Source organism: Mycetocola lacteus (assembly GCF_003667575.1).
Lineage (GTDB): Bacteria > Actinomycetota > Actinomycetes > Actinomycetales > Microbacteriaceae > Mycetocola > Mycetocola lacteus.
The window spans coordinates 220,836-243,790 of sequence record NZ_RCUY01000009.1; the positions used below are offsets into that span (position 1 = coordinate 220,836).

General features: G+C 66.2%; 23 protein-coding genes and 3 tRNA genes. 10 read left to right on the forward strand and 16 right to left on the reverse strand.

Features of this window, described 5'->3' with window-relative positions; all coding sequences use genetic code 11:
- Window positions 1–38 precede the first annotated feature (38 nt).
- Both D9V34_RS10160 and D9V34_RS10165 read right to left on the reverse strand, forming a co-directional pair.
- Window positions 39–683, reverse strand: a complete 645-nt coding sequence (locus D9V34_RS10160; protein ID WP_121688715.1) for a hypothetical protein — start codon at window positions 681–683, stop codon at window positions 39–41.
- Window positions 673–1,266 (reverse strand): hypothetical protein, encoded by a 594-nt coding sequence (locus D9V34_RS10165; protein WP_121688716.1) that lies wholly within the window; start codon window positions 1,264–1,266, stop codon window positions 673–675. The genes D9V34_RS10160 and D9V34_RS10165 overlap by 11 nt, the downstream gene beginning before the upstream one ends.
- 244 nt (window positions 1,267–1,510) lie before the next feature.
- On the opposite strand from D9V34_RS10165, the gene D9V34_RS10170 reads away from it, so the two are divergent.
- Window positions 1,511–2,467: a patatin-like phospholipase family protein gene (locus tag D9V34_RS10170; protein WP_121688717.1), complete on the forward strand. Its 957-nt coding sequence runs from the start codon at window positions 1,511–1,513 to the stop codon at window positions 2,465–2,467.
- A gap of 77 nt (window positions 2,468–2,544) precedes the next feature.
- On the opposite strand, the gene D9V34_RS10175 is transcribed toward D9V34_RS10170, so the two are convergent.
- Entirely contained in the window at window positions 2,545–3,858 is a 1,314-nt protein-coding gene (locus tag D9V34_RS10175) for an MFS transporter (RefSeq protein ID WP_342773000.1), read from the reverse strand.
- Between the two features lie 62 nt (window positions 3,859–3,920).
- On the opposite strand from D9V34_RS10175, the gene D9V34_RS10180 reads away from it, so the two are divergent.
- The 5 genes from D9V34_RS10180 to D9V34_RS10200 all read left to right on the forward strand — a co-directional run bounded on the left by D9V34_RS10180 (window position 3,921) and on the right by D9V34_RS10200 (window position 8,161).
- Window positions 3,921–4,487, forward strand: coding sequence for a TetR/AcrR family transcriptional regulator (locus D9V34_RS10180; RefSeq protein WP_121688719.1), 567 nt, complete (start codon window positions 3,921–3,923; stop codon window positions 4,485–4,487).
- A gap of 77 nt (window positions 4,488–4,564) precedes the next feature.
- Entirely contained in the window at window positions 4,565–5,500 is a 936-nt protein-coding gene (locus tag D9V34_RS10185) for an ACP S-malonyltransferase (RefSeq protein WP_121688720.1), read from the forward strand.
- Complete coding sequence (locus D9V34_RS10190; protein ID WP_121688721.1) at window positions 5,497–6,501, forward strand: beta-ketoacyl-ACP synthase 3; 1,005 nt, start codon at window positions 5,497–5,499, stop codon at window positions 6,499–6,501. Before D9V34_RS10185 ends, D9V34_RS10190 begins: the two co-directional genes overlap by 4 nt.
- An 81-nt stretch (window positions 6,502–6,582) precedes the next feature.
- Window positions 6,583–6,831, forward strand: coding sequence for an acyl carrier protein (locus D9V34_RS10195; protein WP_030143644.1), 249 nt, complete (start codon window positions 6,583–6,585; stop codon window positions 6,829–6,831).
- Between the two features lie 88 nt (window positions 6,832–6,919).
- Window positions 6,920–8,161, forward strand: a complete 1,242-nt coding sequence (locus D9V34_RS10200; RefSeq protein WP_121688722.1) for a beta-ketoacyl-[acyl-carrier-protein] synthase family protein — start codon at window positions 6,920–6,922, stop codon at window positions 8,159–8,161.
- 123 nt (window positions 8,162–8,284) lie between these two features.
- Here D9V34_RS10200 and D9V34_RS10205 read toward each other — a convergent pair whose 3' ends face one another.
- The gene (locus tag D9V34_RS10205) at window positions 8,285–8,764 is read right to left on the reverse strand and encodes a DUF3145 domain-containing protein (RefSeq protein ID WP_121688966.1); all 480 of its coding nucleotides are present in this window, start codon (window positions 8,762–8,764) and stop codon (window positions 8,285–8,287) included.
- Window positions 8,765–8,954: 190 nt separating this feature from the next.
- Here D9V34_RS10205 and D9V34_RS10210 point away from each other — a divergent pair, with 190 nt between their 5' ends.
- Entirely contained in the window at window positions 8,955–9,548 is a 594-nt protein-coding gene (locus D9V34_RS10210; protein WP_183091943.1) for a PadR family transcriptional regulator, read from the forward strand.
- An 8-nt stretch (window positions 9,549–9,556) separates the two neighbouring features.
- On the opposite strand, the gene D9V34_RS10215 is transcribed toward D9V34_RS10210, so the two are convergent.
- The 3 genes from D9V34_RS10215 to D9V34_RS10225 all read right to left on the reverse strand — a co-directional run bounded on the left by D9V34_RS10215 (window position 9,557) and on the right by D9V34_RS10225 (window position 12,038).
- A tRNA-Ile gene (locus tag D9V34_RS10215) sits at window positions 9,557–9,630 on the reverse strand.
- 74 nt (window positions 9,631–9,704) lie between these two features.
- Window positions 9,705–10,961 (reverse strand): glycosyltransferase, encoded by a 1,257-nt coding sequence (locus D9V34_RS10220; RefSeq protein ID WP_245991993.1) that lies wholly within the window; start codon window positions 10,959–10,961, stop codon window positions 9,705–9,707.
- 150 nt (window positions 10,962–11,111) lie between these two features.
- Window positions 11,112–12,038, reverse strand: coding sequence for a DMT family transporter (locus tag D9V34_RS10225; RefSeq protein WP_245991994.1), 927 nt, complete (start codon window positions 12,036–12,038; stop codon window positions 11,112–11,114).
- Between the two features lie 43 nt (window positions 12,039–12,081).
- Here D9V34_RS10225 and def point away from each other — a divergent pair, with 43 nt between their 5' ends.
- Window positions 12,082–12,648 carry a peptide deformylase gene (def, locus tag D9V34_RS10230; RefSeq protein WP_121688724.1) on the forward strand — a complete coding sequence of 189 codons (567 nt, stop codon included), beginning with the start codon at window positions 12,082–12,084 and terminating at the stop codon, window positions 12,646–12,648.
- A 69-nt stretch (window positions 12,649–12,717) separates the two neighbouring features.
- On the opposite strand, the gene D9V34_RS18265 is transcribed toward def, so the two are convergent.
- The 7 genes from D9V34_RS18265 to dusB form a co-directional block, all read right to left on the reverse strand.
- Complete coding sequence (locus D9V34_RS18265; RefSeq protein ID WP_259177640.1) at window positions 12,718–12,846, reverse strand: hypothetical protein; 129 nt, start codon at window positions 12,844–12,846, stop codon at window positions 12,718–12,720.
- 55 nt (window positions 12,847–12,901) lie between these two features.
- Window positions 12,902–12,976 (reverse strand) — tRNA-Asn (locus tag D9V34_RS10235).
- Between the two features lie 1,044 nt (window positions 12,977–14,020).
- Window positions 14,021–14,092 (reverse strand) — tRNA-Asn (locus D9V34_RS10240).
- Between the two features lie 109 nt (window positions 14,093–14,201).
- A complete protein-coding gene (locus D9V34_RS10245) occupies window positions 14,202–14,948 on the reverse strand; it encodes an ATP-binding cassette domain-containing protein (protein ID WP_121688725.1) in 747 nt (248 codons plus the stop codon).
- Between the two features lie 3 nt (window positions 14,949–14,951).
- The gene (gene dnaG, locus D9V34_RS10250; protein WP_121688726.1) at window positions 14,952–16,862 is read right to left on the reverse strand and encodes a DNA primase; all 1,911 of its coding nucleotides are present in this window, start codon (window positions 16,860–16,862) and stop codon (window positions 14,952–14,954) included.
- Window positions 16,863–16,957: 95 nt separating this feature from the next.
- A complete protein-coding gene (locus tag D9V34_RS10255) occupies window positions 16,958–18,196 on the reverse strand; it encodes a deoxyguanosinetriphosphate triphosphohydrolase (RefSeq protein ID WP_121688727.1) in 1,239 nt (412 codons plus the stop codon).
- A complete protein-coding gene (gene dusB / locus D9V34_RS10260; RefSeq protein ID WP_121688728.1) occupies window positions 18,189–19,343 on the reverse strand; it encodes a tRNA dihydrouridine synthase DusB in 1,155 nt (384 codons plus the stop codon). The genes D9V34_RS10255 and dusB overlap by 8 nt, the downstream gene beginning before the upstream one ends.
- Window positions 19,344–19,466: 123 nt before the next feature.
- On the opposite strand from dusB, the gene cyoE reads away from it, so the two are divergent.
- Complete coding sequence (gene cyoE, locus D9V34_RS10265) at window positions 19,467–20,420, forward strand: heme o synthase (RefSeq protein ID WP_121688729.1); 954 nt, start codon at window positions 19,467–19,469, stop codon at window positions 20,418–20,420.
- A 56-nt stretch (window positions 20,421–20,476) separates the two neighbouring features.
- Here the strand turns inward: cyoE and D9V34_RS10270 are convergent, their stop codons facing one another.
- Window positions 20,477–21,280: an isoprenyl transferase gene (locus D9V34_RS10270; protein WP_121688730.1), complete on the reverse strand. Its 804-nt coding sequence runs from the start codon at window positions 21,278–21,280 to the stop codon at window positions 20,477–20,479.
- Window positions 21,277–22,071: a DNA repair protein RecO gene (recO, locus tag D9V34_RS10275; protein WP_121688731.1), complete on the reverse strand. Its 795-nt coding sequence runs from the start codon at window positions 22,069–22,071 to the stop codon at window positions 21,277–21,279. Before recO ends, D9V34_RS10270 begins: the two co-directional genes overlap by 4 nt.
- A 138-nt stretch (window positions 22,072–22,209) precedes the next feature.
- On the opposite strand from recO, the gene D9V34_RS10280 reads away from it, so the two are divergent.
- A complete protein-coding gene (locus D9V34_RS10280) occupies window positions 22,210–22,953 on the forward strand; it encodes a trimeric intracellular cation channel family protein (RefSeq protein WP_051701856.1) in 744 nt (247 codons plus the stop codon).
- Window positions 22,954–22,955 lie beyond the last annotated feature (2 nt).

Below are 22,955 nucleotides of genomic sequence, written 5' to 3' on the forward strand. Positions count from 1 at the left end.
CGTCTGGTCGATGAGTTGCCGTCAACACCACGCATGGACTAGCGGTAGCCGGGACGCGGTGTTGCCGAGTCCAGCGGAAAACTCGGGAGGCCCATCGGGTGCGCAAGAGACGCGATGATGTCACCCACCGAATGGATCACCACCCACGAGGCAGCGGCTGATTCTCGCAGCGGAATAGTGGTGATCGGCAGGTAGCGCACCAGTGAAACCCCGTTCAGCACGAGCTCTTCACGTCGGCTCACCCGCTCCTGCACGGGAGACCACGGGTAACGGCCCGGGATGTGCTCGACGGCCTCCAACTCGCGCAGTTCGACTCCGGGTGCCAGGTTATCCCGATCGGTTCGTTCGGGGATCCAGAGGTGTCCGGCATAGCGGCGCACGGCCCATCCGTGCCGGACGGCCAGGAGTTTTTCCACCGTTTCCAGCGTGCGGCAGGAAAAGAGGAAGTGGTCGCGCCCGTCCACGTACCAAACCGAACGGTACGAAACCCCGTACCAGCGATCCTCGAGGTGCTCCACAACGACGATCAGGTCCCCCTGGTCGTAGGAGATTTCTACCTGACCGGATTTCGCGCCCTCGCGCAGTTCACCCGGGTTGCCCCGGGAAAGCCACGCTCGAAACTCGTCACTAAAGTCCTTGGGGTGCGGCGATGACGATGCACTTTGTGTTGTATCAGTCTTCATCGTGGAGGGTCTCCGCATAGTCCTGAGTGAGCACATGAAAAATCGGGGCACCCACCGGATCCAAACCGGCTGCGTGAATCTCTCGGACCGGGAATCGTAGGGACCATGATGCGTCCACAGCCTTGCTTTCCCGCGTCATTGCGTAGCGCGGAAATCGCGCGGATGGCACCCCCTCCACATGCAACTCCTCGCCCCACAGGGAGCGCTCCACGCCCCGCATACGCACGTTAAAGACGCGCGAATTCGGTGCAAGATCTCGGGACGAGCGGGACTCTGCCAGTGGGCTGAGCCCCCGGCGACGGCGCAGGGACGAGACGATATCCATCGCAAAATGACGCTCGGCAAGTTCGAGACTCGCAAACTCCTGCCAGTGCCGATCGAGTTGGCCGCGATCATGCCGTCGGACCGCGATCCAGCCGCTGTCCATCTGGGTGAAGGTGAAGTCGAAATCGTCGCTCACCGGGAACCTGACACTGCCGTCGGAGAGACACGCTCTCAGGCGTTCCCGATCGGTGATGCCGTAGTCCAGCCCCATCAGCGTCAGAAACTCATCGCTGAAGTCAAGACCCGCGTCCTGTTGCATTTTGGTACCCCCACACCAATCATAGGTCGCTATCCGGCCCGCCACATTCACGGCCCACGATGGAAATCTGATTGGCGTGGTGCGCCCACCCGGAGTAGCCTTCCTGATGTAGCGACGCATGAACAGGAGGTGATACCCGTGTCCGCAGTATCCACACCGGGTGCATCCCGCCCGTCACGCGCGAGGTTCTAGGCGACCAGGGTCGCCCGGGAGAGCACCCGCAATCCTTTGGGAAAGGCTCACCATGCACACTTCATACACATCTTCGCCGCGCCGGATCGATCGCGCGCTTGTCCTCGGCGGGGGCGGTTCAACCGGTAATGCCTGGCTGATCGGCGTCATCGCCGGGCTTGCGTCCACCGGTCTGGACGTCGCCTCGGCCAACCTCACGATCGGGACCTCGGCCGGTGCCACGGCCGCCGCCCAGCTGACCGGCGACTCCGCCGCTGCCCTCTACGAGGCAACGCTCGCTACGCCGCCGATGCGCCCGGGACCGGTATCGTCACAATCCAACGGCTCGCGCCCAGCCACCTCGCGCCCGGCCACCTCACGATCTGAGGCCGCGCGTCCGGTCACCTCGCATCTGGAGGCGCTCACCCGCACCGTCGCCGCCTCAGCAGATCTAGCGGACTTCCGTCGCCGCATCGGCACCCGCGCCCTGGAACGTGAGGCCGACTCGGACGGCAGCTGGTCGAGCGGCTGGCGCGACACCGTGGCGGCCCGTCTCCCCCGCGCGCACTGGCGCCGGGACCGCGACATCCTGCTCACCGCCCTCGACGCCCGTACCGGCGTCCCCCGCGAGTTCTCCCGGGGCGAAGAGGTAAACCTGATCGATGCGGTTGCCGCGAGCTGTGCGAGCGGTCTGCCCTATCGGATCGGCGAGCACGCGTATCTGGACGGCGGCTTCCGGACCAACGCCGAGAACGCCGACCTCGCCGCCGGGGCCGAGCGGGTGCTGGTGCTCTCGCCCTTCGGCGGCCGCTCGCTGCACCCCGAGAGATGGGGCACCCACCTCGCCGCGCAGGTCCACGCCCTCCGTACAGGCGGCAGCCTGGTTGAGGTGATCGTCCCGGATGCCGAGACCGAACACCTGTTTGGCCCCCACGCCATGAACCCGAGTCTCCGTCCAGACGCCGCCCGGGCGGGCTTCGCGACCGGCCTCGCGCAGGCCCCACGGGTTCGGGCGCTGTGGAGCGAGTAGTTCCTCCTCCGGTCGGCGGGTGAAACGCGGGAGGTCCCGGATCCAATGTCGGATCCGGGACCTCCTGTCTTCAAACGCTAGTGCGTGGATTCCTGCTCGGCATCGGCCCGCGGCCGCACCGCCGGGGCCAGGAAGATTGCCACGGCCACCACCGCGAGCACCACAATCATTGCCGAGCGCAGGCCAAAGTGCTCGCCGAGGAAGCCGAGCAGCGGCGGACCCACCAGGAAGGCGATGTAGCCGGTGGTCGCGACCGCGCTCACGCGGCGAGCCGGGTCTTCCCCCGGCTCGCCGGTGTCGCCGGCGGCAGAAATTGTCAGCGGGAACCCGAGCGAGGCGCCCAGACCCCAGAAGAACACGGCGATTCCGGCGAGCACCGGGTTGTCCACGAAGACAACCAGGGCGATTCCGATCGCGCCGGCCAGGGCGCTCCCACGCACCACGGCGACCCGGCCGAAGCGGTTGATGACCGCGCCACCGGTGAAGCGTCCGATCGTCATCGCCAGGGCGAAACCGGTGAACACCAGCGAGCCCCAGGCGGGGTCGTAGCCGTGGCCGTCAACCATGAGCAGCGGCAGCCAGTCGTTGGCGGCACCCTCGGCCAGGGCCATCGCCAGCACGATTGCGCCGATCAGCAGCAGGCGGTGGTCCTTCCACAGCGGGCGACGCACCGGATAGACCGTCGCGATACTCCCGGTCTCGGTCGTGTCACGCTGACGCCCAAACCCGCTGGGCACGTAGCGGATGCCCCAGATGATGGGGAGCATGCAGATCGCCGCGATGATCACCAGGTGCAGCGCCACCGGGAAGTCCATCGCCGTGAACAGGATGCCCAGGCTCGCCCCCACCACGGTCCCCAGGGAGAACGCGCCGTGCAGATAGGGCAGGAAGGAGCGTCCGGAGAGGCGCTCGATCTCGGCTCCCTCGACGTTCATCGCGATCTCGGCGAGCCCCTGGCCCGCGCCAAACACAGCCAGTCCGATAAACGCACCGATGCCACTACTCAGCAGCACTCCGCCGCCGATCAGCGCGACACCACCCACGATGCACAGCAGGCCCAGCAGGGTCACCGGCTTGGTGCCCAGACGTCGCACCAGCGGGGCGGACCCGAGGATTCCCGCCATCGAGCCGATCGACAGCCCAAACAGGATGAGTCCCATCTGCGCGGTCGAGGCTTCGAGCTGATCGCGGACGGCAGGCGTCCGGGTCACCCAGGAGGCCAACGAGATGCCGGGGATAAAAAAGAAGGAGAGCAGCGCGAGGCGGCGGCGGGCCAGCTCGCGCGAAATGGGCGCGAGGGTGGTCGTGGCGGAGGTCATCGGGGAATCCTTGTGGGGCGAGATGGCGGGGTGATGGCGGCAGGGGCACGCCGGACACCGGTAAGTGTACAAGCGTACACCTCCGGGACACGTGCGGTAAAGTGAAAAGGAACACCCCGATCAAAGGACCCTGGATGGCCACCACCCACCGCCCGAAAGATCCGCAGCGTCGCGAGAAGATCATCGCGGCAACCCTCGACGTGATCGCCGAGCACGGCATCGCCGGCACCACCCACCGTCGCATCGCCGCGGCCGCCGAGGTGCCCCTGGGCTCGATGACCTACTACTTCTCCGGCATGGAGGAACTCCTCACCGAGGCATTCATGCTGATGGCCACCACCGTGTCCCGTCGCTACATGGAGATCATGGATGCGGCCACCACCCGCGAGGAGGCTCGCGAGGCCGTGGTTGAGGTCATCACCGGCGATATCTGGGAAACCCCGCGCACGCTGACCCTGAGCTATGAGCTCTACGCGTTCAGTATCAAAAACGAACGGGTACGCGAGGTGATCCGGCACTGGATGTCGCAGAGTCGCGTCGCGATCGGCCGACACTTTGACCCGATGACCACCTATGCACTGGACGCCGCGGTGGAGGGACTGACCATTCACCGCTCGTTCCAGCCGGAAATCACGCGGGAAACCGTCCGCGAAATCGTCGATCGCCTCACCCGCGAAGACGAACCCCCGGCGCGTCTGTAGGACTCCACCAAACAAATTTCCATTTTTTATAAGAGAGTCAACACCGAAAGCGTCCAAACCCTTGGCAAGATAGAGGGGTGATTGTACTTGTATGTCCCGGACAGGGATCCCAGACCCCCGGTTTCCTGACCCCCTGGCTTGAGCTTCCCGGCGCACGCGAGCTGCTCGCGTCCTACTCCGAGGCCGCCGGGGTCGACCTGATCGCCCACGGCACCGAGTCCGACGCCGACACGATCCGCGACACCGCGATCGCCCAGCCTCTCATCGTGGCCGCGAGCCTGCTGGCGCTGAACGCGCTGCGCGAGGCCGCCCCCGACGCCGTCATCGGCGGAGTAGCCGGACACTCGGTCGGCGAGATCGCCGCAGCCGCCGTAACCGGCGTACTGAGCGAGACCGATGCCCTGAGCTTCGTGGCCGCCCGCGCCCGCGCGATGGCCACCGCCGCGGCCGCGGTCCCCACCGGCATGAGCGCCGTCCTGGGTGGCGGCGACGAGGTAGTTGAGGCCGCCGCCGCGGCCGTGGGGCTCTCCCCCGCCAACTACAACGGAGGCGGACAGATCGTCGTGGCCGGCGAGTTCGATGGCCTCGAGGCCCTCGCCGCAACCCCGCCCGCCGGTGCCCGCGTGATCCCGCTGCAGGTGGCCGGAGCCTTCCACACCCGCTACATGGAGTCCGCCCGCGAGGTCCTCAAGGACGTCGCCGCCAACGTGACCCCGGCCGACCCGACCCTGCCGCTGTGGACCAACAACGACGGCCGCCAGGTCACCTCCGGCCAGGAGTTCCTGGATCTGCTGGTCACCCAGGTTGCCTCCCCGGTGCGCTGGGATCTCTGCATGGAGTCCTTCGCCGCCGCCGGCATCACCGGCCTGATCGAGCTGGCCCCCGCCGGTGCGCTGGTGGGCCTCGCCCGCCGCGGCCTGAAGGGCGTCCCCACCGTCGCCATCAAGTCCCCGAGCGACATTGCCGCAGCAGTCGAGCTGCTCACCGCACACGCGGAAGGAAACGCATCATGACCCGTCCCCAGCTTCGCCAGTCCACCGGCCCCCAGTTCACCCGCATCCTCGGCATGGGTGCAGCCCGCGGCGAGCTCGTGGTTCCGAACTCCGAGATCATCGAGCCGATTAACTCCTCGGATGAGTGGATCCAGCAGCGCACCGGCGTGATTACCCGTCACCGCGCCTCCGCCGATGTCCTGGCGATCGACCTCGCGACCGAGGCTGCAATGGAGGCCGTAGCCAACGCCGGGATCGAGCCCGGCCAGGTAGACCTGGTGATCATCGCGACCATCAGCAACGTGCAGCAGACCCCCTCGATGGCCACCGTGGTTGCCGACCGGATTGGCGCCAACCCGGCCGCCGCCTACGACGCCAACGCCGCCTGCGCGGGCTACGCCTACGCCGTGGCCCAGGCCGACGCTCTGATCCGCGCCGGTGCCGCACACTACGCCGTGGTTGTGGGTGCCGAGAAGCTCTCCGATGTGATCGACCCCACCGACCGCAGCATCTCATTCCTGCTGGGTGACGGTGCTGGCGCGGCCGTGATCGGCCCCTCGGACTACCCCGGCATCGCCGCCACCGTCTGGGGTTCCGACGGTGCCAACGCGGACAAGGTGGGCATGAACGCCACCCTGATCGAGTACCGCGACGGTAAGGCACCCTGGCCGACCCTGCGCCAGGAGGGCCCCTCGGTCTTCCGCTGGGCCGTCTGGGAGATGGCCAAGGTTGCCCGTGAGGCTCTCGAGGTGGCCGGCATCACCGCCGACGACCTCGCCGCCTTCATCCCGCACCAGGCGAACATGCGCATCGTGGATGAGTTCGCAAAGCAGCTCAAGCTTCCGGAATCGGTGATCATCGCCCGCGATATCGCGACCACCGGCAACACCTCGGCCGCCTCGATTCCGCTCGCGGCCCACCGTCTGCTGCAGGAAAACCCGCAGCTTTCCGGCGGTTACGCCCTGCAGATCGGCTTCGGAGCCGGCCTCGCCTTTGGCGCGCAGGTGGTTGTACTTCCGTAGATCTCGGCACGTTATTGCCGCAAACACCCGTGATTCGCATACACTGTACGACGGTCACTCGATATTCAAGGAGAAAAAATAATGGCACTGTCCACCGAAGAAGTACTCGCCGGCCTGGCTGAACTGGTTAACGACGAGACCGGTATCGCCGCCGATCAGGTGGCCCTGGAGAAGTCGTTCACCGACGACCTCGACATCGACTCGATCTCGATGATGACCATCGTGGTCAACGCCGAGGAGAAGTTCGACGTGAAGATTCCGGACGACGAGGTTAAGAACTTGAAGACCGTCGGCGACGCCGTCAGCTTCATCGTTTCCGCTCAGGCGTAGTCCCTCGGGAATTGCTCAGGCCCGGCCACTGGTCGGGCCTGATCTGCCCCACTCCCCTCCGTTTTATTCTGACGAAAGAGTTCATCGAATGACCAAGCGAATCGTCGTCACCGGTATCGGCATCACCAGCCCTCTGGGCGGTACCACCGACGAAACCTGGACCAACCTTCTTGCCGGCAAGTCCGGCGCCTCCCCGCTCGAGCAGCCCTGGGTTGAAGAGCTGGGTCTGCCGGTCACCTTCGCCGCCCAGGCAGCCACCAAGTCCGTGGATGTTCTGGCCCGCCAGGAAGTCAAGCGCCTCGACCCGTCGAGCCAGTTTGCCCTGACCGCCGCCCGCGAGGCCTGGGCCGACGCCGGCACCCCCGAGGTTGACCCCGAGCGCCTGCTGGTCGACTGGGCTACCGGAATCGGTGGCGTGTGGACCCTGCTGGACGCCTGGGATACCCTGCGTGAAAAGGGCCCGCGACGCGTGCTCCCGATGACCGTTCCGATGCTCATGCCCAACGGCCCCGCCGCCGCAATCGGCATGGACCTGGGTGCTCGCGGTGGCGAGCGGACCGTGGTGTCGGCGTGTGCGTCGAGCACCGAGTCCCTGGCCAACGCCTATGACCACCTGCAGCAGGGCCTCGCCGACGTCGTGATCGCCGGTGGCTCGGAAGCCGCCATCCACCCGCTGCCCCTGGCCTCGTTTGCCGCGATGCAGGCGCTCTCCAAGCGCAATGATGACCCGACCGTGGCCTCGCGTCCCTACGACGTGGACCGCGACGGCTTCGTTCTTGGTGAGGGTGCCGCCGCTCTCGTGGTGGAGACCCTGGAGCACGCCCTGGCGCGTGGCGCCAAGATCTACGCCGAGCTGCTCGGTGGTGCCGTCACCTCCGACGCGTACCACATCACCGCTCCGGACCCCCAGGGTACCGCCGCTGCTCGCGCGATGCGCGCGGCCGTGGAGAACGCCGGATACTCGCTGGATGAGGTGGGCCACATTAACGCCCACGCCACCTCGACCCCGGTGGGCGACATCGCCGAGTACAACGCCCTGCGCGCGGTCTTCGGTGACCGCCTCGGCGAGATTGCCGTGACCGCAACCAAGGCATCGACCGGGCACCTGCTCGGTGGAGCCGGTGCAATCGAGGCCGCATTCACCGCGAAGGCGCTGGCCGAGAAGGTCATCCCGCCGACCATCAACCTGGACAACCAGGACCCGGCCATCGAGCTGGATGTCGTCACCGAGCCGCGCCCGCTGGGCGATGAGCCCGTGCTGGCGATCTCCAACTCGTTCGGCTTCGGTGGACACAACGCCGTGGTGGCCCTGCGCACCTACGTCGCCTAGTCTTCGTCCCGGAAATCACACAGTGGCTCGTCTCCCTCGGGAGGCGGGCCGCTGTGTTGTATGCGCGCCGCTCGGCACCAGGACCGGGGATCCGTGCCGTTGCGTGCGGTGCCAAAAATTTGGCTAGCCGACGCGGTGCAGCCAGGTGACCGGGCCGGCCTCGCTCGCACCGCGAAACACGTCGAGCTCAAGGTCCCAGCTGGTACCGAGTAGCTGTTCCATCCGCTCATGAAGTTGATGCGGCTGATCGATCGCCTCGGCCAGGGCAAGCCGCACGCGATTCTCGCTCACCACCACGTTGCCCCCGGTATCGGTCTGCGCCGAGTGCATGCCCTGGTCGGGTGTGTACATCCAGCGGTGACCGTCCAGACCCGCCGCGGCGTCCTCGGTTACCTCGAAGCGCATCTGATCCCAGGCGTGCAGGGCCGTCGCCAGTCGGGCCCCGGTGCCCGGCGGCGCGGTCCAGGAAAACTCGGCCCGAAGAGCGCCACGCTGAACGGGCTGCTCACTCCAGTCGAGTCCCAGCGCATGACCGATAACGCCTCCGACCGCCCATTCGATATGGGCGCGGAATGCGCGTGGGGCCGAATGGATGAACACCATCCCTCGACTCTGTCTTTCGTTGTTCTGGATGGACACGGGATTCCCTTCGTTTGTGGTGATGCGTCTTCCCCTACGCACCCAAACGATGCTTCCCGGCAGTCCAGCCCGTCTCTGTCATTATGTGCAGATCATTCGGACGGACGCAAGCGTTTTGCCGCCGGGTTCCCTATACTCGGTAGAAGATAACCGCATGAGCGAAAGGCATCACGTGTCCGTCAAGGGCTCCCTGCTGGCGATCCTGACCCTCGGCCCCGCCTACGGTCTGCAGATTCGCGATGAACTCACCGTGCGCGCACCCCATCGCGCGGGCATCAACGTCGGTCAGATCTACGGAACGCTTGATCGCCTGCTGACCGCCGGTCTCGTCCGCTCGGCCGGCCTCACCGAGGACTCGCTCCCCCTGTATGAGCTCTCCGCCGACGGAGTTGAATTCGCCGCGTCCTGGACCACCGCCCCCGAGCAGGCGCAGGCTCCGGACTGGAACGACATGCAGGATCAGCTGCTGATCACCGCCTCGCTGCCCGGCAGCGCCGATGACGTACGAGCGCTCCTGGTGGGCTACCGTGAGGCTTGGTCCTCCTGGGCAGAATCAGCCGAGATTCCCGAAGCCCCCCACGCAGCCCAGCCCTTCGTGACCGCGGCCCGCGCGGCGCAGGCCGAGGCGGCCCTCGCCTGGATCGACCGGGTGGGTGCAGAACTGGCATCCGGTCGCGCGGTAGAACGCGCAGCCCGTCCGCTGCGTCCACGCCGCGGACGCAAACCCACGCGCGGCTTCTCCGCGTAACACTCTTGTAGGGCGGGCGGGACTTGAACCCGCGATCGTTCGGTTATGAGCCGAATGCCTTAACCAGCTTGGCTACCGCCCCAGGTTGTGCCCCCGAGGGAACACAACGGTCCTATCTTATCGCCAGCGGAGCCGACGACACGACGAGGAACCCGGCTATTCGGCCGACTGCTCGGCGCCGATTTCGGTGACCGGATCCACAACCTCTTCGCCGCGGTACAGCGCCTCGAAGGTGTTGAGGGTGCGCTCGATATCGTGCGGCGCGATCAGGCGCAGCGAGGCGTTCTTGAACGCGTTGAGCTTGTCGGTGTCGGCCGTGAGCACGTCGGTCAGCTTCTCGGCCAGGTCGGCCACGTTACCGGGCTCGAACAGGTGGCCGTTTTCACCATCGTGCACCAGGTGCGGCAGTGCCATTGCGTCGGCGGCAACCACCGGCAGCGCGGTGGACATGGCCTCCATCGTGGCGATCGACTGCAGCTCGGCAATCGAGGGCATCGCGAACACGGTGGCGTCGGTGTAGGCCTGGCGCAGTTCCTCATCGGTCACATAGCCGGCGAAGTGCACCCGCTCCCCCAGACCCAGCTCGCTTACGAGCTCCTGGAGGGCCTTTTTCTGATCTCCGCCACCGATGATGGTGAGCTTGGCGTCGAGTTCGGGATCGAGGCTCGCGACGGCGCGGATCAGCACGTCGATCTGCTTCTCACCGGTGATCCGACCCACAAACAGGATGCGATTCTCGGTGCGCGGCTCGAAGCTCGGCGTGTAGCGCGAGGAGTCGATGCCGCAGGAGATCGCGTGAACATCGCGAATGTTGGTGTAGCGCTCGAGGAAGTCGGCGGCGCGACGGGTCGGGGTCGTTACCGACTCGGCACGGCCCAGCGCGCGCTCGGCCAGGCGCCAAGCCCAGGCGATCAGCTGCTTCTGGAAGGCCTGCGGGACCATCGTGAACTCAAGCATGTTCTCGGGCATCACGTGGTTGGTTGCCACGATACGAATGCCGCGCTTCTGCGCCTGCACCGAGAGCCCTCGGCCGATCACGAAGAACGACTGCGAGTGAACCACGTCGGGCTTGAGCTCATCCAGAACCTTGGCCGCGTTGCGGTTGATGGTCCACGGCAGGGCAAAACGCAGCCAGTCGTGCGGGTACCAGCGCACGCTGAACAGGCGGTGCAGGGTCATCCGCTGGCCCTCGTGCGGCTCGGTCCAGGTGCCGTGACGGTAGGACGCAGCGGGGGCAACAACGTGGACGTCGTGTCCGCGGGCGACCAGGCCGGCGGCGAGGCGCTCGGTGAACCGGGCGGCACCGTTCACGTCGGGGGCGAACGTGTCGGTTCCGATCACGATGCGCAGCGGCCGCTTTGCCGGAGTCGTCTCGGCGGTGAGCTCGGGACGGTTTTCGGTTGAGTCGGTCAAGATGTGGAGATCCTCCGTGGTTGCCGGTTTCAGACCGGTCTGCTGAGGCCAAACTGCGGCCTCGGGGTCACCCTATTCTAACGTCTGCGTGCATCCCAACGCTTGTTATCCATGCGTGTGTGGCGCGAAGATCAGTCGCGAGGATGAGTTTTAGTTTGCTACCTGCGGGTGATGCCGGGCGAGTTGGAACACTCCCCAGACGGCGATGGCCCCCGCTACGACAAACCCAATGATGGCCCACAGCGGCGCGCCGTCGGCCTCCCCCAGCACGATCACGGCGATGGCCACGGCCACCATCGGATCCACAACCGTGAGCCCAGCGATCACCAGATCCGGCGGGCCGGAAGCATAGGCATTTTGTACAAAGTAGGCGCCCAGGCCGGTGCCGGCGAGCAGACCCACGATGCAGATCAGGGTGAGCCAGTTGAAGTCGGAGGCCTGCACACGGCTGATCACAACCTTGGCGAGGGTCGCCACGAACCCGTAGACCATTCCCGCGGAGATGATGTAGAACAGGGCGCGAGCGCGGGTGCGGAAGATGGCAAACATGGTGCCGAGGATCAGCAGCACAACACCCAGTATGATCAGGATCGTGATGAGCTTCTCGTCGGTCACCGGCTTTTCACCGCTGACGGTCGCCGCGATCCCCACAAACAATCCGATACCCAGCACACAGGCGGCGATCGAGATAATTCCGGCGCGGGTCATCTTGACCTTGGACACTCGTGAGTTGACAATCGCGGTCACCACGAGCGCGATCGCGCCCAGTGGCTGCACCAGAATCAGGGGCGAGAACGCCAGCGACACCAGTTGGAACACGATGGCCAGACCAAGCATCAGCGTGCCGATCACCCAGGACGGACGCTTGAGCAGCAGCGTCAGCTGACCGAAGTTGAGCCCGTTTTTCCCGGTACCCTCGGTGGCGTTATCCACCTTGTTGACTCCGCGGTGCTGGAACTGCGCTCCAAGCGAAAGGAAGACGGCACCCACGATGGCGATGGGGACACCGATCATCTGGGTGGGGTTCTGGAAGGTCTCCAGACTGACCTCGGTCAGGAAATCTAGTACGGGGCTCACCCATTGAGCCTACCGTGAGCCGCGCGAAAGATAGGGTAGTGGCATGGCTATTCTTCCCATTTGCATCAAGGGCGAACCGGTATTGCACACCCCGGCCGCCCCGGTGACCAAATTTGACGCGGACCTGCGCACCCTCGTCGAGAACATGTACGAGACCATGGACGCGGCCCCCGGCGTGGGCCTGGCGGCCCCCCAGGTGGGCGTCGGCTTGCGTCTGTTTGTCTACAGCTACGAGACCCCCGAGGGCGAGCCCTGGCGGGGCGTGGCAATCAACCCCACGCTGCTGATCAGCCCGGCCGAGCCGGGAGAACCGGACGAGGACATCGAGTCCGAGGGCTGCCTCTCGTTCCCGGGTGAGCGTTTCCCACTGCGCCGCTCCGAGCGCGCGGTACTGACCGCCGTGGACCTTGACCAGAAACCCTTCACCCTGGATGTGACCGGGTGGCGTGCGCGTATTCTCCAGCACGAGTATGACCACCTGGATGGCTACCTTTATCTGGATCGTCTGGGCTCCGGTGACTGGAAGACCCAGGACCGCCTGACCCGCAAGTACCGCTGGGGTGTTCCCGGCCTGAGCTGGACTCCCGGCGTAGACGACATCGACGCGTAGGTTTTCCGACAGCCCAACAAAAACGGGCTCGCCCACATTCGTGGACGAGCCCGTTTTGTGTCTCCGAGGTCAGCGCGCGAGTGCGCCGATCACCCACACCACACCAACCAGGACAATCAGTCCGATCAGGGTGTAGCGCACGGCACCGCGTGCGACACGTGCGGCCCGGCGGGTGCGTTCTTTTTCGTAATCGCTCATGCCCGTTCCTTCCCGCATAAAACAATACGCGCCGGGGTGACCCGGCGCGTATCTGTGGCTCCCCGACTTGGATTCGAACCAAGGACCTGCCGGTTAACAGCCGGCTGCTCTGCCGCTGAGCTATCGAGGATTACGGCGTTTGTTGCTACATGAGTTACTTTACTACAGGCGCGCGGCGTGCTTCAATTCGAGTCAAAATCTGGGCGTGTCCCGCATGTTTCCGGGGAACCGAGCCGGCCGCTTGCGCATCACAGGAATACGCTCGCGCGGCGAAGTTGCGTCGTCGGCTACCGATGCTCGCGCTTCGGGCGCTTGCGATGCGCCAGGATACCCCTCCATCCGGTCGGCGTCCCAGCGGAGGCAAGGAAGAGGCGTCCCGATGATCGTAGTTGCTCCGCCACCATATTCGGCCAAACAGGGGCGGGCAAGCTCTCGGGAACCTCGCGCAGGGAGTATGACTTCACCACATCCTCGGGATTCCAGGGATAGGGGCCTCGCGGACGCTCAATGCCCGGCGAACTAAGCCCGGCGAAGACTAGTCCCTGGGCGGTTTCACGAAACACCTCTTCAAATAGAAACGTATGCCCAGCCCCTGAAACGCAGCACACGCTCGTAACCCAGGAGCGTCCATCGGCAACGGTGATGTGCAACGCGCTCCACCGAACTATTTTTTCGTCAGCGCTCATGAGGGCACCTCGACTCAATGGCGACGGTCAAGGGTGCGTCGGAGGGTGGAGATGAGGCGCTAGCCGCGCCCGAAGTCCCGACCACAACCAGAATTGCTGCACTCAGCAGCGACAAACCCACACTGCGTATTTGCAAAGCTCTCCCTCAAGTTCTGCCTATTGGGAGAGCGGCCGTTAACTCGAAGCTACCACCTATTTTCGGAGAGTCTAGGGTGAGTGACCAGCTCCATCTCATGCTCGACCGCGTTCACTCACACATGCCCGCGCCAAGGAGACTTCGAGGAAGAATTTGGGGGCCAGACAGCACGGAGCCTTCGCAGGGGAGCTTCGGCGCGAGTTTTTGGGTACTAAAAAGCCCGGGGCCTTCGCGGGCGAGCTTCGGCGCGAGTTTTTGGGTACTGAAAAGCCCGGGGCCTTCGCAGGGGAGCTTTCACCCTTGCTTTTGGGTACTAAAAAGCCCCGGGAAGGTGGAGCTTCCCGGGGCTTAGCTCCCCGACTTGGATTCGAACCAAGGACCTGCCGGTTAACAGCCGGCTGCTCTGCCGCTGAGCTATCGAGGAAGATGCCTGCTGGCGTGTTACTACTGTAGCAGCGCGATTGGGCCGGAACGAAATCGAGCGCGCCCCGGGCGATTCGTGTCGCATACACGCCCAGGGGCGTGCGCGAATGCTACGCCGAAACGGGCTTGGCGGGCCGTGGAGCGCCCTCGGTGTAGGCGACCGGGGTTCCGCGATCCAGGGTGAGGATCGGCAGCGTCAGGGAGCCGCACAGGTCGGGTTCGTTACTGACCAGGAGTACGGTGCCGCCGGCGGCCTGAACGCGGGTGATCGCCTCGGCAATGGCCGGACGCACGTTGGGATCCAGCCCGGCGGTGGGCTCATCCAGAATCAGAAACTTCGGGTCTCCGGCCAGCTGCAGAGCCAAGCCCACGCGCTGGCGCTGACCGCTGGAGAGTTCATTGGCAAAACGGTCGAGGACCGAAAGCGGGAGCCGGGCATCATCGAGCAGGTGTGCCACGCGCTGTCCCACCGCCGGATCATCCAGGCCCGGGTTGTGCTGACGTACCCGCTGGGCAAGCCCCGCCGCAACGGTTTGCATGCCGAGGATCGCGCCCTGTTCGCGCTGCGGCAGATATCCGATCCGAGCACGGGCGCGCTTGCGGGCACCGTGTCCGAAGCCTCGCAGGGGTGCGCCGAGCACACTCCCGGTACCGCCGACCACACGCGCGGGGGCACCCGGACGCAGGCTGAGGATGCGGGCGAGGGTGGATTTGCCCGAGCCCGCGCCACCAGAGAGAATCAGCCCCTCCCCCGCATCCAGGCTCGCCGAGACGCCGGAGAGCGCCACGTGTCCCGCGTGGCCGGGGCGCATCGGATAGCCGATGGACAGGTCATCGAGGGACAGCACGGCGGTCATGAATTACTCCGATCGCAGGGTGCGACGCTCGGCTTCGAGCGCCATCAGTTCGGTTTGGACCGCGCGGTACGCCTCGCGGTCGGTGGGGTCGGTGCGCTGCAGACGTCCACGCAGCTCATGGGACTGCCGCAGCAGATCGCGATCGATCAGCGCCACGGTGATGCCGTTGACGTAGCCGCCGAGCTCGTCGGCACCGCGCTGCGGAATCGGGGCGATGGCCAGCTGCTCCACCAGGGTGCGGATCGGCACCGGCACGGTGGCGGCGACGGTCTGGAACCAGTCGGGCTGGCCAAACCGGTCGAGGGTTGCGGCGATGCCGTCGCGGACGATCGCCAGCGCGGGATTCACAAACCCCGTATGCATCGCCCGCGCCACCAGTTCCACCGGCACGGTTTCGGGGTGCTGGAGCACGGCCATGATCGCGTCCCGCTCCAGGCGCGTCACCGGATCCGAGGGCAGGTCGCGCAGCGAGACCGGGGGCTCATCCAGGATGATCACCTCGGTCGAACCCTGCCCTGAAGGCTCCATTCCCGCGGACGGTGCCGCCGGGGCGGGCAGCTCACGACCACGCACGGGAGCCGACTGCTCACCACGCCCGGGCTTGGCGCGCGCCACGGCCGACTGCACCTCGGGCAGGTCCATCCCCAGCTGACGCGCGAGCACGCGGGTGTAGCCGGGGCGAATCGCCGGATCGCGGATCTCGGCGATCACCGGCGCGGCCACGCGCAGCGCGCCCACCCGGCCCTCGACACTCTCCAGGTCATACTCGGAGAGCAGCTGCCGGATGACAAACTCAAACATCGGCTCCTTGTTATCCAGGAGCGCGCGGACGGCCGCGTCACCACGCGCCAGGCGTAGGTCACACGGGTCCAGGCCGTCGGGGGCGACGGCCACATAGGTCTGGGCGGAGAAGCGCTTCTCCTCGGCGAAGGCGCGCATCGCGGCCTTCTGGCCGGCGGCGTCGGGGTCGAAGGTGAAGACCACCTCGCCGGTACCGGAGTCGTCCCCCATGATCCGGCGGATCAGGCGAATGTGCTCGACCCCGAACGCGGTGCCACAGGTGGCCACCGCGGTGGTGATCCCGGCCAGGTGTGCGGCCATCACGTCGGTGTAGCCCTCAACCACCACAACCTGGCCGCCGCGGGAGATGTCACGCTTGGCCAAATCGAGCCCATAGAGCACCTGGTTCTTGTGGTAGACCGCGGTTTCCGGGGTATTCAGGTACTTGGGACCCTTATCGTCCTCCAGCAGGCGGCGGGCACCAAAACCGATGGTCTGCCCGGTGACGTCGCGGATTGGCCACACCAGGCGGCCTCGGAAGCGATCGTAGACGCCGCGATCACCCTGGCTCACCAGACCGGCGGCCAGCAGCTCCTCGACCGTGAACCCCTGCGCCTTGAGCGCATTGGTCATCCGGTCCCAGCTCTTGGGGGCAAAACCCACCCCAAAGTGTTCGGCGGCCACCGGGTCAAAGCCGCGCTCCCCCAGGAACTTCCGTCCGGGTTCGGCATCGGGGGCACCAAGCTGCTCGCGGAAGAACACACCGGCGGCGGCGTTGGCGGCCAGCAGGCGGGCGCGCTGTCCGTGATCGGAGCGGCCGCTCCCGCCCTCCTCATACTGCAGCTGGATGCCCGCGCGGGAGGCCAGGCGTTCGACGGCCTCGGTGAAGGACACGTGATCGATCTTCTGCAGGAACGAGATGGCATCGCCACTCTCGCCGCAACCGAAGCAGTGATAGTAGCCCAGCTGCGGACGCACGTGGAAGCTCGGGCTGCGCTCATCGTGGAAGGGGCACAGGCCCTTCATCGAGCCCACACCGGCGGATTTCAGCGTGACGTGATCTCCCACAATGTCCGCGATGTTGGTGCGCGACTTTACCTCGTCGATATCGCTCTGTCGGATCAGTCCTGCCATTGCTCCAGTCTAGCCCCGCGGGCCGACATCCGGGGCCCGGACGCGCGCGGTCCCACCCCCGTAATCAGGGGTGGGACCGGGAAACGCGGTGTGGACTACCCCAGGCGCTCGAAGCGGCTGATCGCGGCCTGATCGGTCAGGCTCGCAACCTGATCCACCACAACCCGGCGACGCTGCGCATCGTCCTCGGCGGCGGCCCAGTCGGCGGCGAAGCCGATGTCCAGCAGCTCGGGTCCGCGCTCGTAGATGGTCTCGGCGAGGGTGGTGAGGATGTCACGCTGCTGACGGTAGATCGGCTGGCGGCTGCCGCGGCTCATCACGAAGGCCGCCACGATGCCCTTGAGCACGGCAATCTCGGCGGCGATCTCGTGCGGCACCACCACGTCGGCGTTGAATCGGATCAGGCTTGCGGCCGGGAACGCCTCACGGGTGGCGAGGGTTGCCGCGCCGGCGAAGCGACCGATCATGTCGCTGGTGAAGGTTTTCAGGCGCGCCTGGGCGGGCCGGGAGCCATCCCACGCGGTGAGCCAGCTGGGAACCTCGCGGATGCGCTCGAAGGCGGCACCGAGGTCGTCGATGCTGAACTCGTCACCCGCCCACTCGCGAACCTTGACCAGCAGGACCTCGTGTCCGGCACGCGAGGCCAGCATGGCCGGATCGATGTACTCGCCCACCACCGCGTCCTCGAAGTCGTGCACCGAGTAGGCGATGTCATCGGAGAGGTCCATGACCTGCGCCTCGATGCAGCGGCGTCGATCCGGCGCGCCCGCGCGCAGCCACTCAAACGCCGCCGAGTCCTCGTTGAAGAACCCGTACTTGGCACGTCCACCGGGATCGGCGACCGCGTGCGAAGCGGGCCAGGGATACTTGCAGCTCGCGTCGAGGCTCGCGCGGGTGAGGTTCAGGCCGTAGGCACGGCCGTCCTCCCCGAAGACCTTGGGCTCAAGCCGGGTGAGGATGCGCAGGGTCTGCGCATTGCCCTCGAAGCCGCCGATCTGCTCGGACCAGTCGTTGAGCGCACGCTCCCCGTTGTGCCCAAAGGGCGGGTGACCGAGGTCGTGGGCGAGGCAGGCGGTGTCCACCACGTCCGGGTCGAGGCCCAGGGCAAGCCCCAGCTCGCGACCGACCTGGGCGACCTCGAGTGAGTGGGTCAACCGGTTGCGGGCAAAGTCCAGCCCTGCGGTGGGGCTCAGCACCTGGGTCTTTGCGGCCAGGCGGCGCAGCGCGCTGGAGTGCAGCAGGCGCGCGCGGTCGCGGGCAAAGTTGGATCGGTGCGACTTATGGGTCTCGGGGAACCACCGCTCGGTGTCGGCAGTCGAGTAGCCGCTATCCACCGCTGGTGTCTCCGGCGCCCTCGGTCAGGCGCTCACGCTGGTCGCCCTCAAGCTCGCGCGAGTTCAGCCAGTTTTCCGGCAGCACCACACGCTTGGGGCTTCCGGCACGGCCTCGCTGGCCCTCGGCACCCTCGGTCGGATAGGGGGCGTCGCCCAGGCGCTCAACCAGCTCATCCACCTCGGCGAGGCTCGATACCAGCGCCAGGGCGCTACGAATCTCGCTGCCCACCGGGTAGCCCTTGAAGTACCAGGCCACGTGCTTGCGGATGTCGCGGCAGCCACGCTCCTCACTCTCGAAGAACTCGGAGAGCAGTTCGGCGTGACGACGGAAGGCCTGCGCCACCAGGGCCAGGTTGGGGCGGTGACGCTCCTCGGAACCGGTGAAGGCGGCGGCCAGGTCGCCAAACAGCCACGGACGGCCGAGGCAACCGCGACCCACCACGACACCGTCGGCACCGGTCTCGCGCATCATCCGCGGACCGTCTTCGCCGCTCCAGATATCTCCGTTGCCGAGCACCGGAATGCTGGTGATGGTCTCCTTGAGTCGGGCGATCGCCGACCAGTCGGCCTGACCCGAGTAGAACTCGCTCGCGGTACGGCCGTGCAGCGCGACGGCCGAGGCACCGGCGGCCTCGGCGATCCGGCCGGCATCAAGGTAGGTGAGGTGTTCGGGGTCGATGCCCTTGCGCATCTTTACGGTGACCGGCAGGTCTCCGGCACCGCGCACGGCCGACTCGACGATGTCCTGGAACAGATCGAGCTTCCACGGCAGCGCCGAGCCGCCACCCTTGCGGGTGACCTTGGGGACGGGGCAGCCAAAATTGAGGTCGACGTGGTCGGCAAGACCCTCGTCGTTGAGGATCCGCACGGCCTTGTAGACGGTCGGGGCATCCACGCCGTACAACTGAATGCTGCGGGTCTTCTCGGATGGATGATGGGCGATTAGCCGCATCGTCTCGGGGGTGCGCTCCACCAGGGCGCGCGCGGTAATCATCTCGCTGACATACAGGCCGGCACCGTATTCGCGACACAGCCGACGGAACGCGGTGTTGGTAATTCCGGCCATCGGCGCGAGAACCACGGGCACGTCGAGGGTCAGGCTGCCGATACGCAGCGCGGGGGCGGGAGCAACAACTGAAGTGGACATCGCATCAATTCTCCCAGATGATCGCGCGCGCGGCGAACTCACGGCCCGGAAGGCGGACATTTACCGTTCACAGCACGGATATACTGGAGTTTGCTATACGCGCTGATCGGAGCTTTTTCTCGTATGACCCTGCACGGCCCCACCCCTGCTTTTCACGCCGGTTCCGATGGAACCGACGCGGCACTCGCATCTCGTGCCCAGGGGGGATCGCTCCGTGACCGGATCACCCTCTACTACACGCTGACCAAGCCGGGGGTGCTGTACGGCAACGTACTCACCGCCGCCGCCGGTTTCCTGCTCGCCGCCCGCGGGCAGGTGGATCTGTGGCTCTTCGCCGCACTGATCATCGGCACAACCCTGGTGATCGCCTCAGCCTGCGTGCTGAACAACGTGCTGGACCGCGACATCGACACCAAGATGGAACGCACCCGCAAGCGCGCCACCGTGAGCGGCGGCGTGGGGGTCCGTAATGCGGTGATCTTCACCATCGCCCTGTTTGTGGTGGGCAATGCGATGCTGATCGCCTGGACCAACTGGCTCGTGGTCGCCGTGGGTCTGGCCGGCTTTGTGGTCTACGTGGTGTTTTACGGCATGCTCTCCAAGCGCCTCTCCATCCACGGCACCCTGGTGGGCAGCGTCTCCGGTGCCGCGCCGATCCTCGCCGGATACGTGGGCGTGACCGGATCGATCGATGCCTCGGCGATCCTGGTCTTTGCGATGCTGTTCTTCTGGCAAATGCCCGAGTTCTACTCGATCGCCGTCTACCGCCGCGACGAATATGCCGAAGCGGGCATCCCCGTCATCTCGGTGGTCAACGGCATCAAGAACACCAAGACCCAGATCTTCTGGTACACCCTCGCCTTTGTGGTCTCGACCCTGCTGCTGCCGGTGTTTGGACACGTGGGGATCATCTACACCGTGGTCATGGGGGCGCTGGGCCTCTACTGGCTGTGGATCGGATTCCTCGGCTTCCGCGCCACCGACGATGACGCCTGGGCTCACCGCATGTTCCGCTTCTCGCTGATCATGATCCTGGCCCTGTGCCTGATGCTCTCGATCGGCCCGATCATCCCCTAGTTTTTGCAACACAAAGCCCCGCTCGGCGTAAACCGGGCGGGGCTTTTTCTTACCCGCTATGCCTGGGGGGTGTCGATCGCGCCGCCGAAGCGACGATCGCGGCCGATGTAGATTCCGATCGCCTCCCACAGCTGCTCGCGGGAGAAGTCGGGCCACAGGGTGTCCAGGAACACCATCTCCGCATAGGCCGACTGCCACAGCATGAAGTTCGAGGTGCGCTGCTCCCCCGAGCTGCGCACAAACAGGTCCACATCCGGCATATCCGGGAGGTAGAGGTGCTTGGCGATGGTCTTCTCGGAGATCGAGCCGGGCTTAATCTTGCCCGCCTTCACACCCTCGGCGATCTCCCGCACGGCGTCGGCGATCTCGTTGCGACCTCCATAGTTCACACACATGGTGAGGGTCAGCACGGAGTTAGATTTGGTCAGCTCCTCGGCGTACTTGAGCTCCTTGATCACCGACCCCCAGAGCTTGGGGGTGCGCCCGGCCCAGCGCACCCGAACGCCCCACTCGTTGAGCTGGTCGCGGCGACGGTGCAGTACATCACGGTTGAAGCCCATCAGGAAGCGCACCTCATCCGGGGAGCGTCGCCAGTTCTCGGTCGAGAAGGCGTACACCGAGAGGTGCTTGACCCCGGCCTGGATCGCGCCGGCCACAACATCGAGCAGCGCGGCCTCCCCCGCCTGGTGGCCCTGGACTCGCGGCAGACCGCGGGCATTCGCCCAGCGACCGTTGCCATCCATCACGATGGCCACATGCTCGGGGACCCCGGCCCGGGGGAACTCGGGCGGATAGATGCCGGTCCAGTCGATCGGGCGATACGGGACCGCGTCGCGGTGGGTGAAGGGCTTCGGGGTCATGCGGTGGCCTTTGGTTCGGAGGCGGGCGGGGGCGAAGACTGCGGCACGGCCGCGACGGTGTGAGCCTGGGATCCGTCCAGGTGGTCGAGGGAGCGGAGGCTGCGATCCAGGTGCCACTGGGCATAGGCGGCGACGATGCCGCTCGCGCGCTTTTGCACCTGCTCGGGGACATCCTCGGTGAGGTCCCAGGCTCCGGCGAGCAGCGCGATCAGGAGTTCTCGGGTGGCATCATCAAGGATGGCGGCACCCTGCGGGGCACAGTCGGAGCACACGGCACCACCCACCTGCACCATCACACGGGCGTGCGGGCCGGGACGCCCACAGCGGGCACAGTCCTGGAAGCTCGGCGCCCAGCCGGCAATCGAGAGGGCGCGCAGCAGGTAGGAATCCAGGGTCAGCGTGGGGCTGTGTTCGCCGCGCGAAAGGGAACGGAGGGCACCCACCAGCAGCAGATACTGGCGCTGAGCCGGATCGGTTTCGGTCAGTCGGTCGGCCGCCTCCACCATCGCGGTCGCGGTGGTGTAGAGCGCATAGTCGGCCACGATCGGGGCACCATAGGAGCCGAGGGTTTCGGCCTGGCTGATGGTGTCGAGGGTGCGACCCTCATAAAACTGGATGTCGGCCACCATAAACGGTTCGAGCCGAGCGCCAAACTTCGAGCCCACCTTGCGCACCCCCTTGGCGACCGCGCGGACCTTCCCGTTATTACGGGTCAGCAGCGTACAGATGCGGTCTGCCTCGCCCAGCTTATGGGTGCGCAGAACCACTGCCTCATCACGGTAAATTGCCACACCCCTATTATCCGCTACGCCGGTGACACCGGGCGAACCGGGCGGCCGTGTTCGGTTGATCCTCCCAGGATGACCCGGGCGGCGTCATGCGCGTCGTGTCCACTGGAATCCGGGGGAAACTGCGTGTTAGATGGGGATGTGACCCCTCTGTTTGTGATCCCCCTGTGGCTGGACCTGACCGCCGTCGCTATCGGCGCGGTGCAGGGCGCGATGTTCGCGGCACGCTTCCGGGAGAATCGCCTGGATCTCCTCGGGGTCGCGATCATCGGTCTGGTGATCGGCCTCGGCGGCGGTCTTGCCCGCGACATTCTGATCAACCAGGTTCCCGCCGCGCTCTCGACCAACTGGTATCTGCTGACCGCCACGGGTGCGGCGTTTGTGGGCATGCTGCTGCTGCGTGTGTTCACCCGGATGAATGCGATCATCATCACCCTGGATGCGCTGACCATCGGCATGTTCGCGGCGATCGGGTGCGCCAAGGCGGTGGCCGCCGGGCTCCCCGAGGTGCCCGCGGTGTTTGTCGGGGTCATCTCGGCGGTGGGTGGATCGGTGGTGCGCGACATGATGCTCAACCTGCCCATCGCCCTGATGCACGTGGGCTCGCTCTACGCGGTGGCTGCCGGAGCGGGCACGATCTTCATGCTCGCGGCGATGCACCTCGAGGTGCCCATCGTCTGGGCAGCGGTGGGCTGTGTGCTGATCACCACGATGGTGCGCCTCCTCTCGGTCCGCTTCGGCTGGAGCCTGCCCGAACAGCGCGCGCTCAGCTCCTGGGCCACCTGGCGCCGCCGCGACTCGGACGCCTCGGGTGCCGGCGCGGCCCTGGGCACCGGCCCGCGCGACTCGGGCTGGCGTCGCTGGCTCCCCCGCATCCGCCGCTAGCC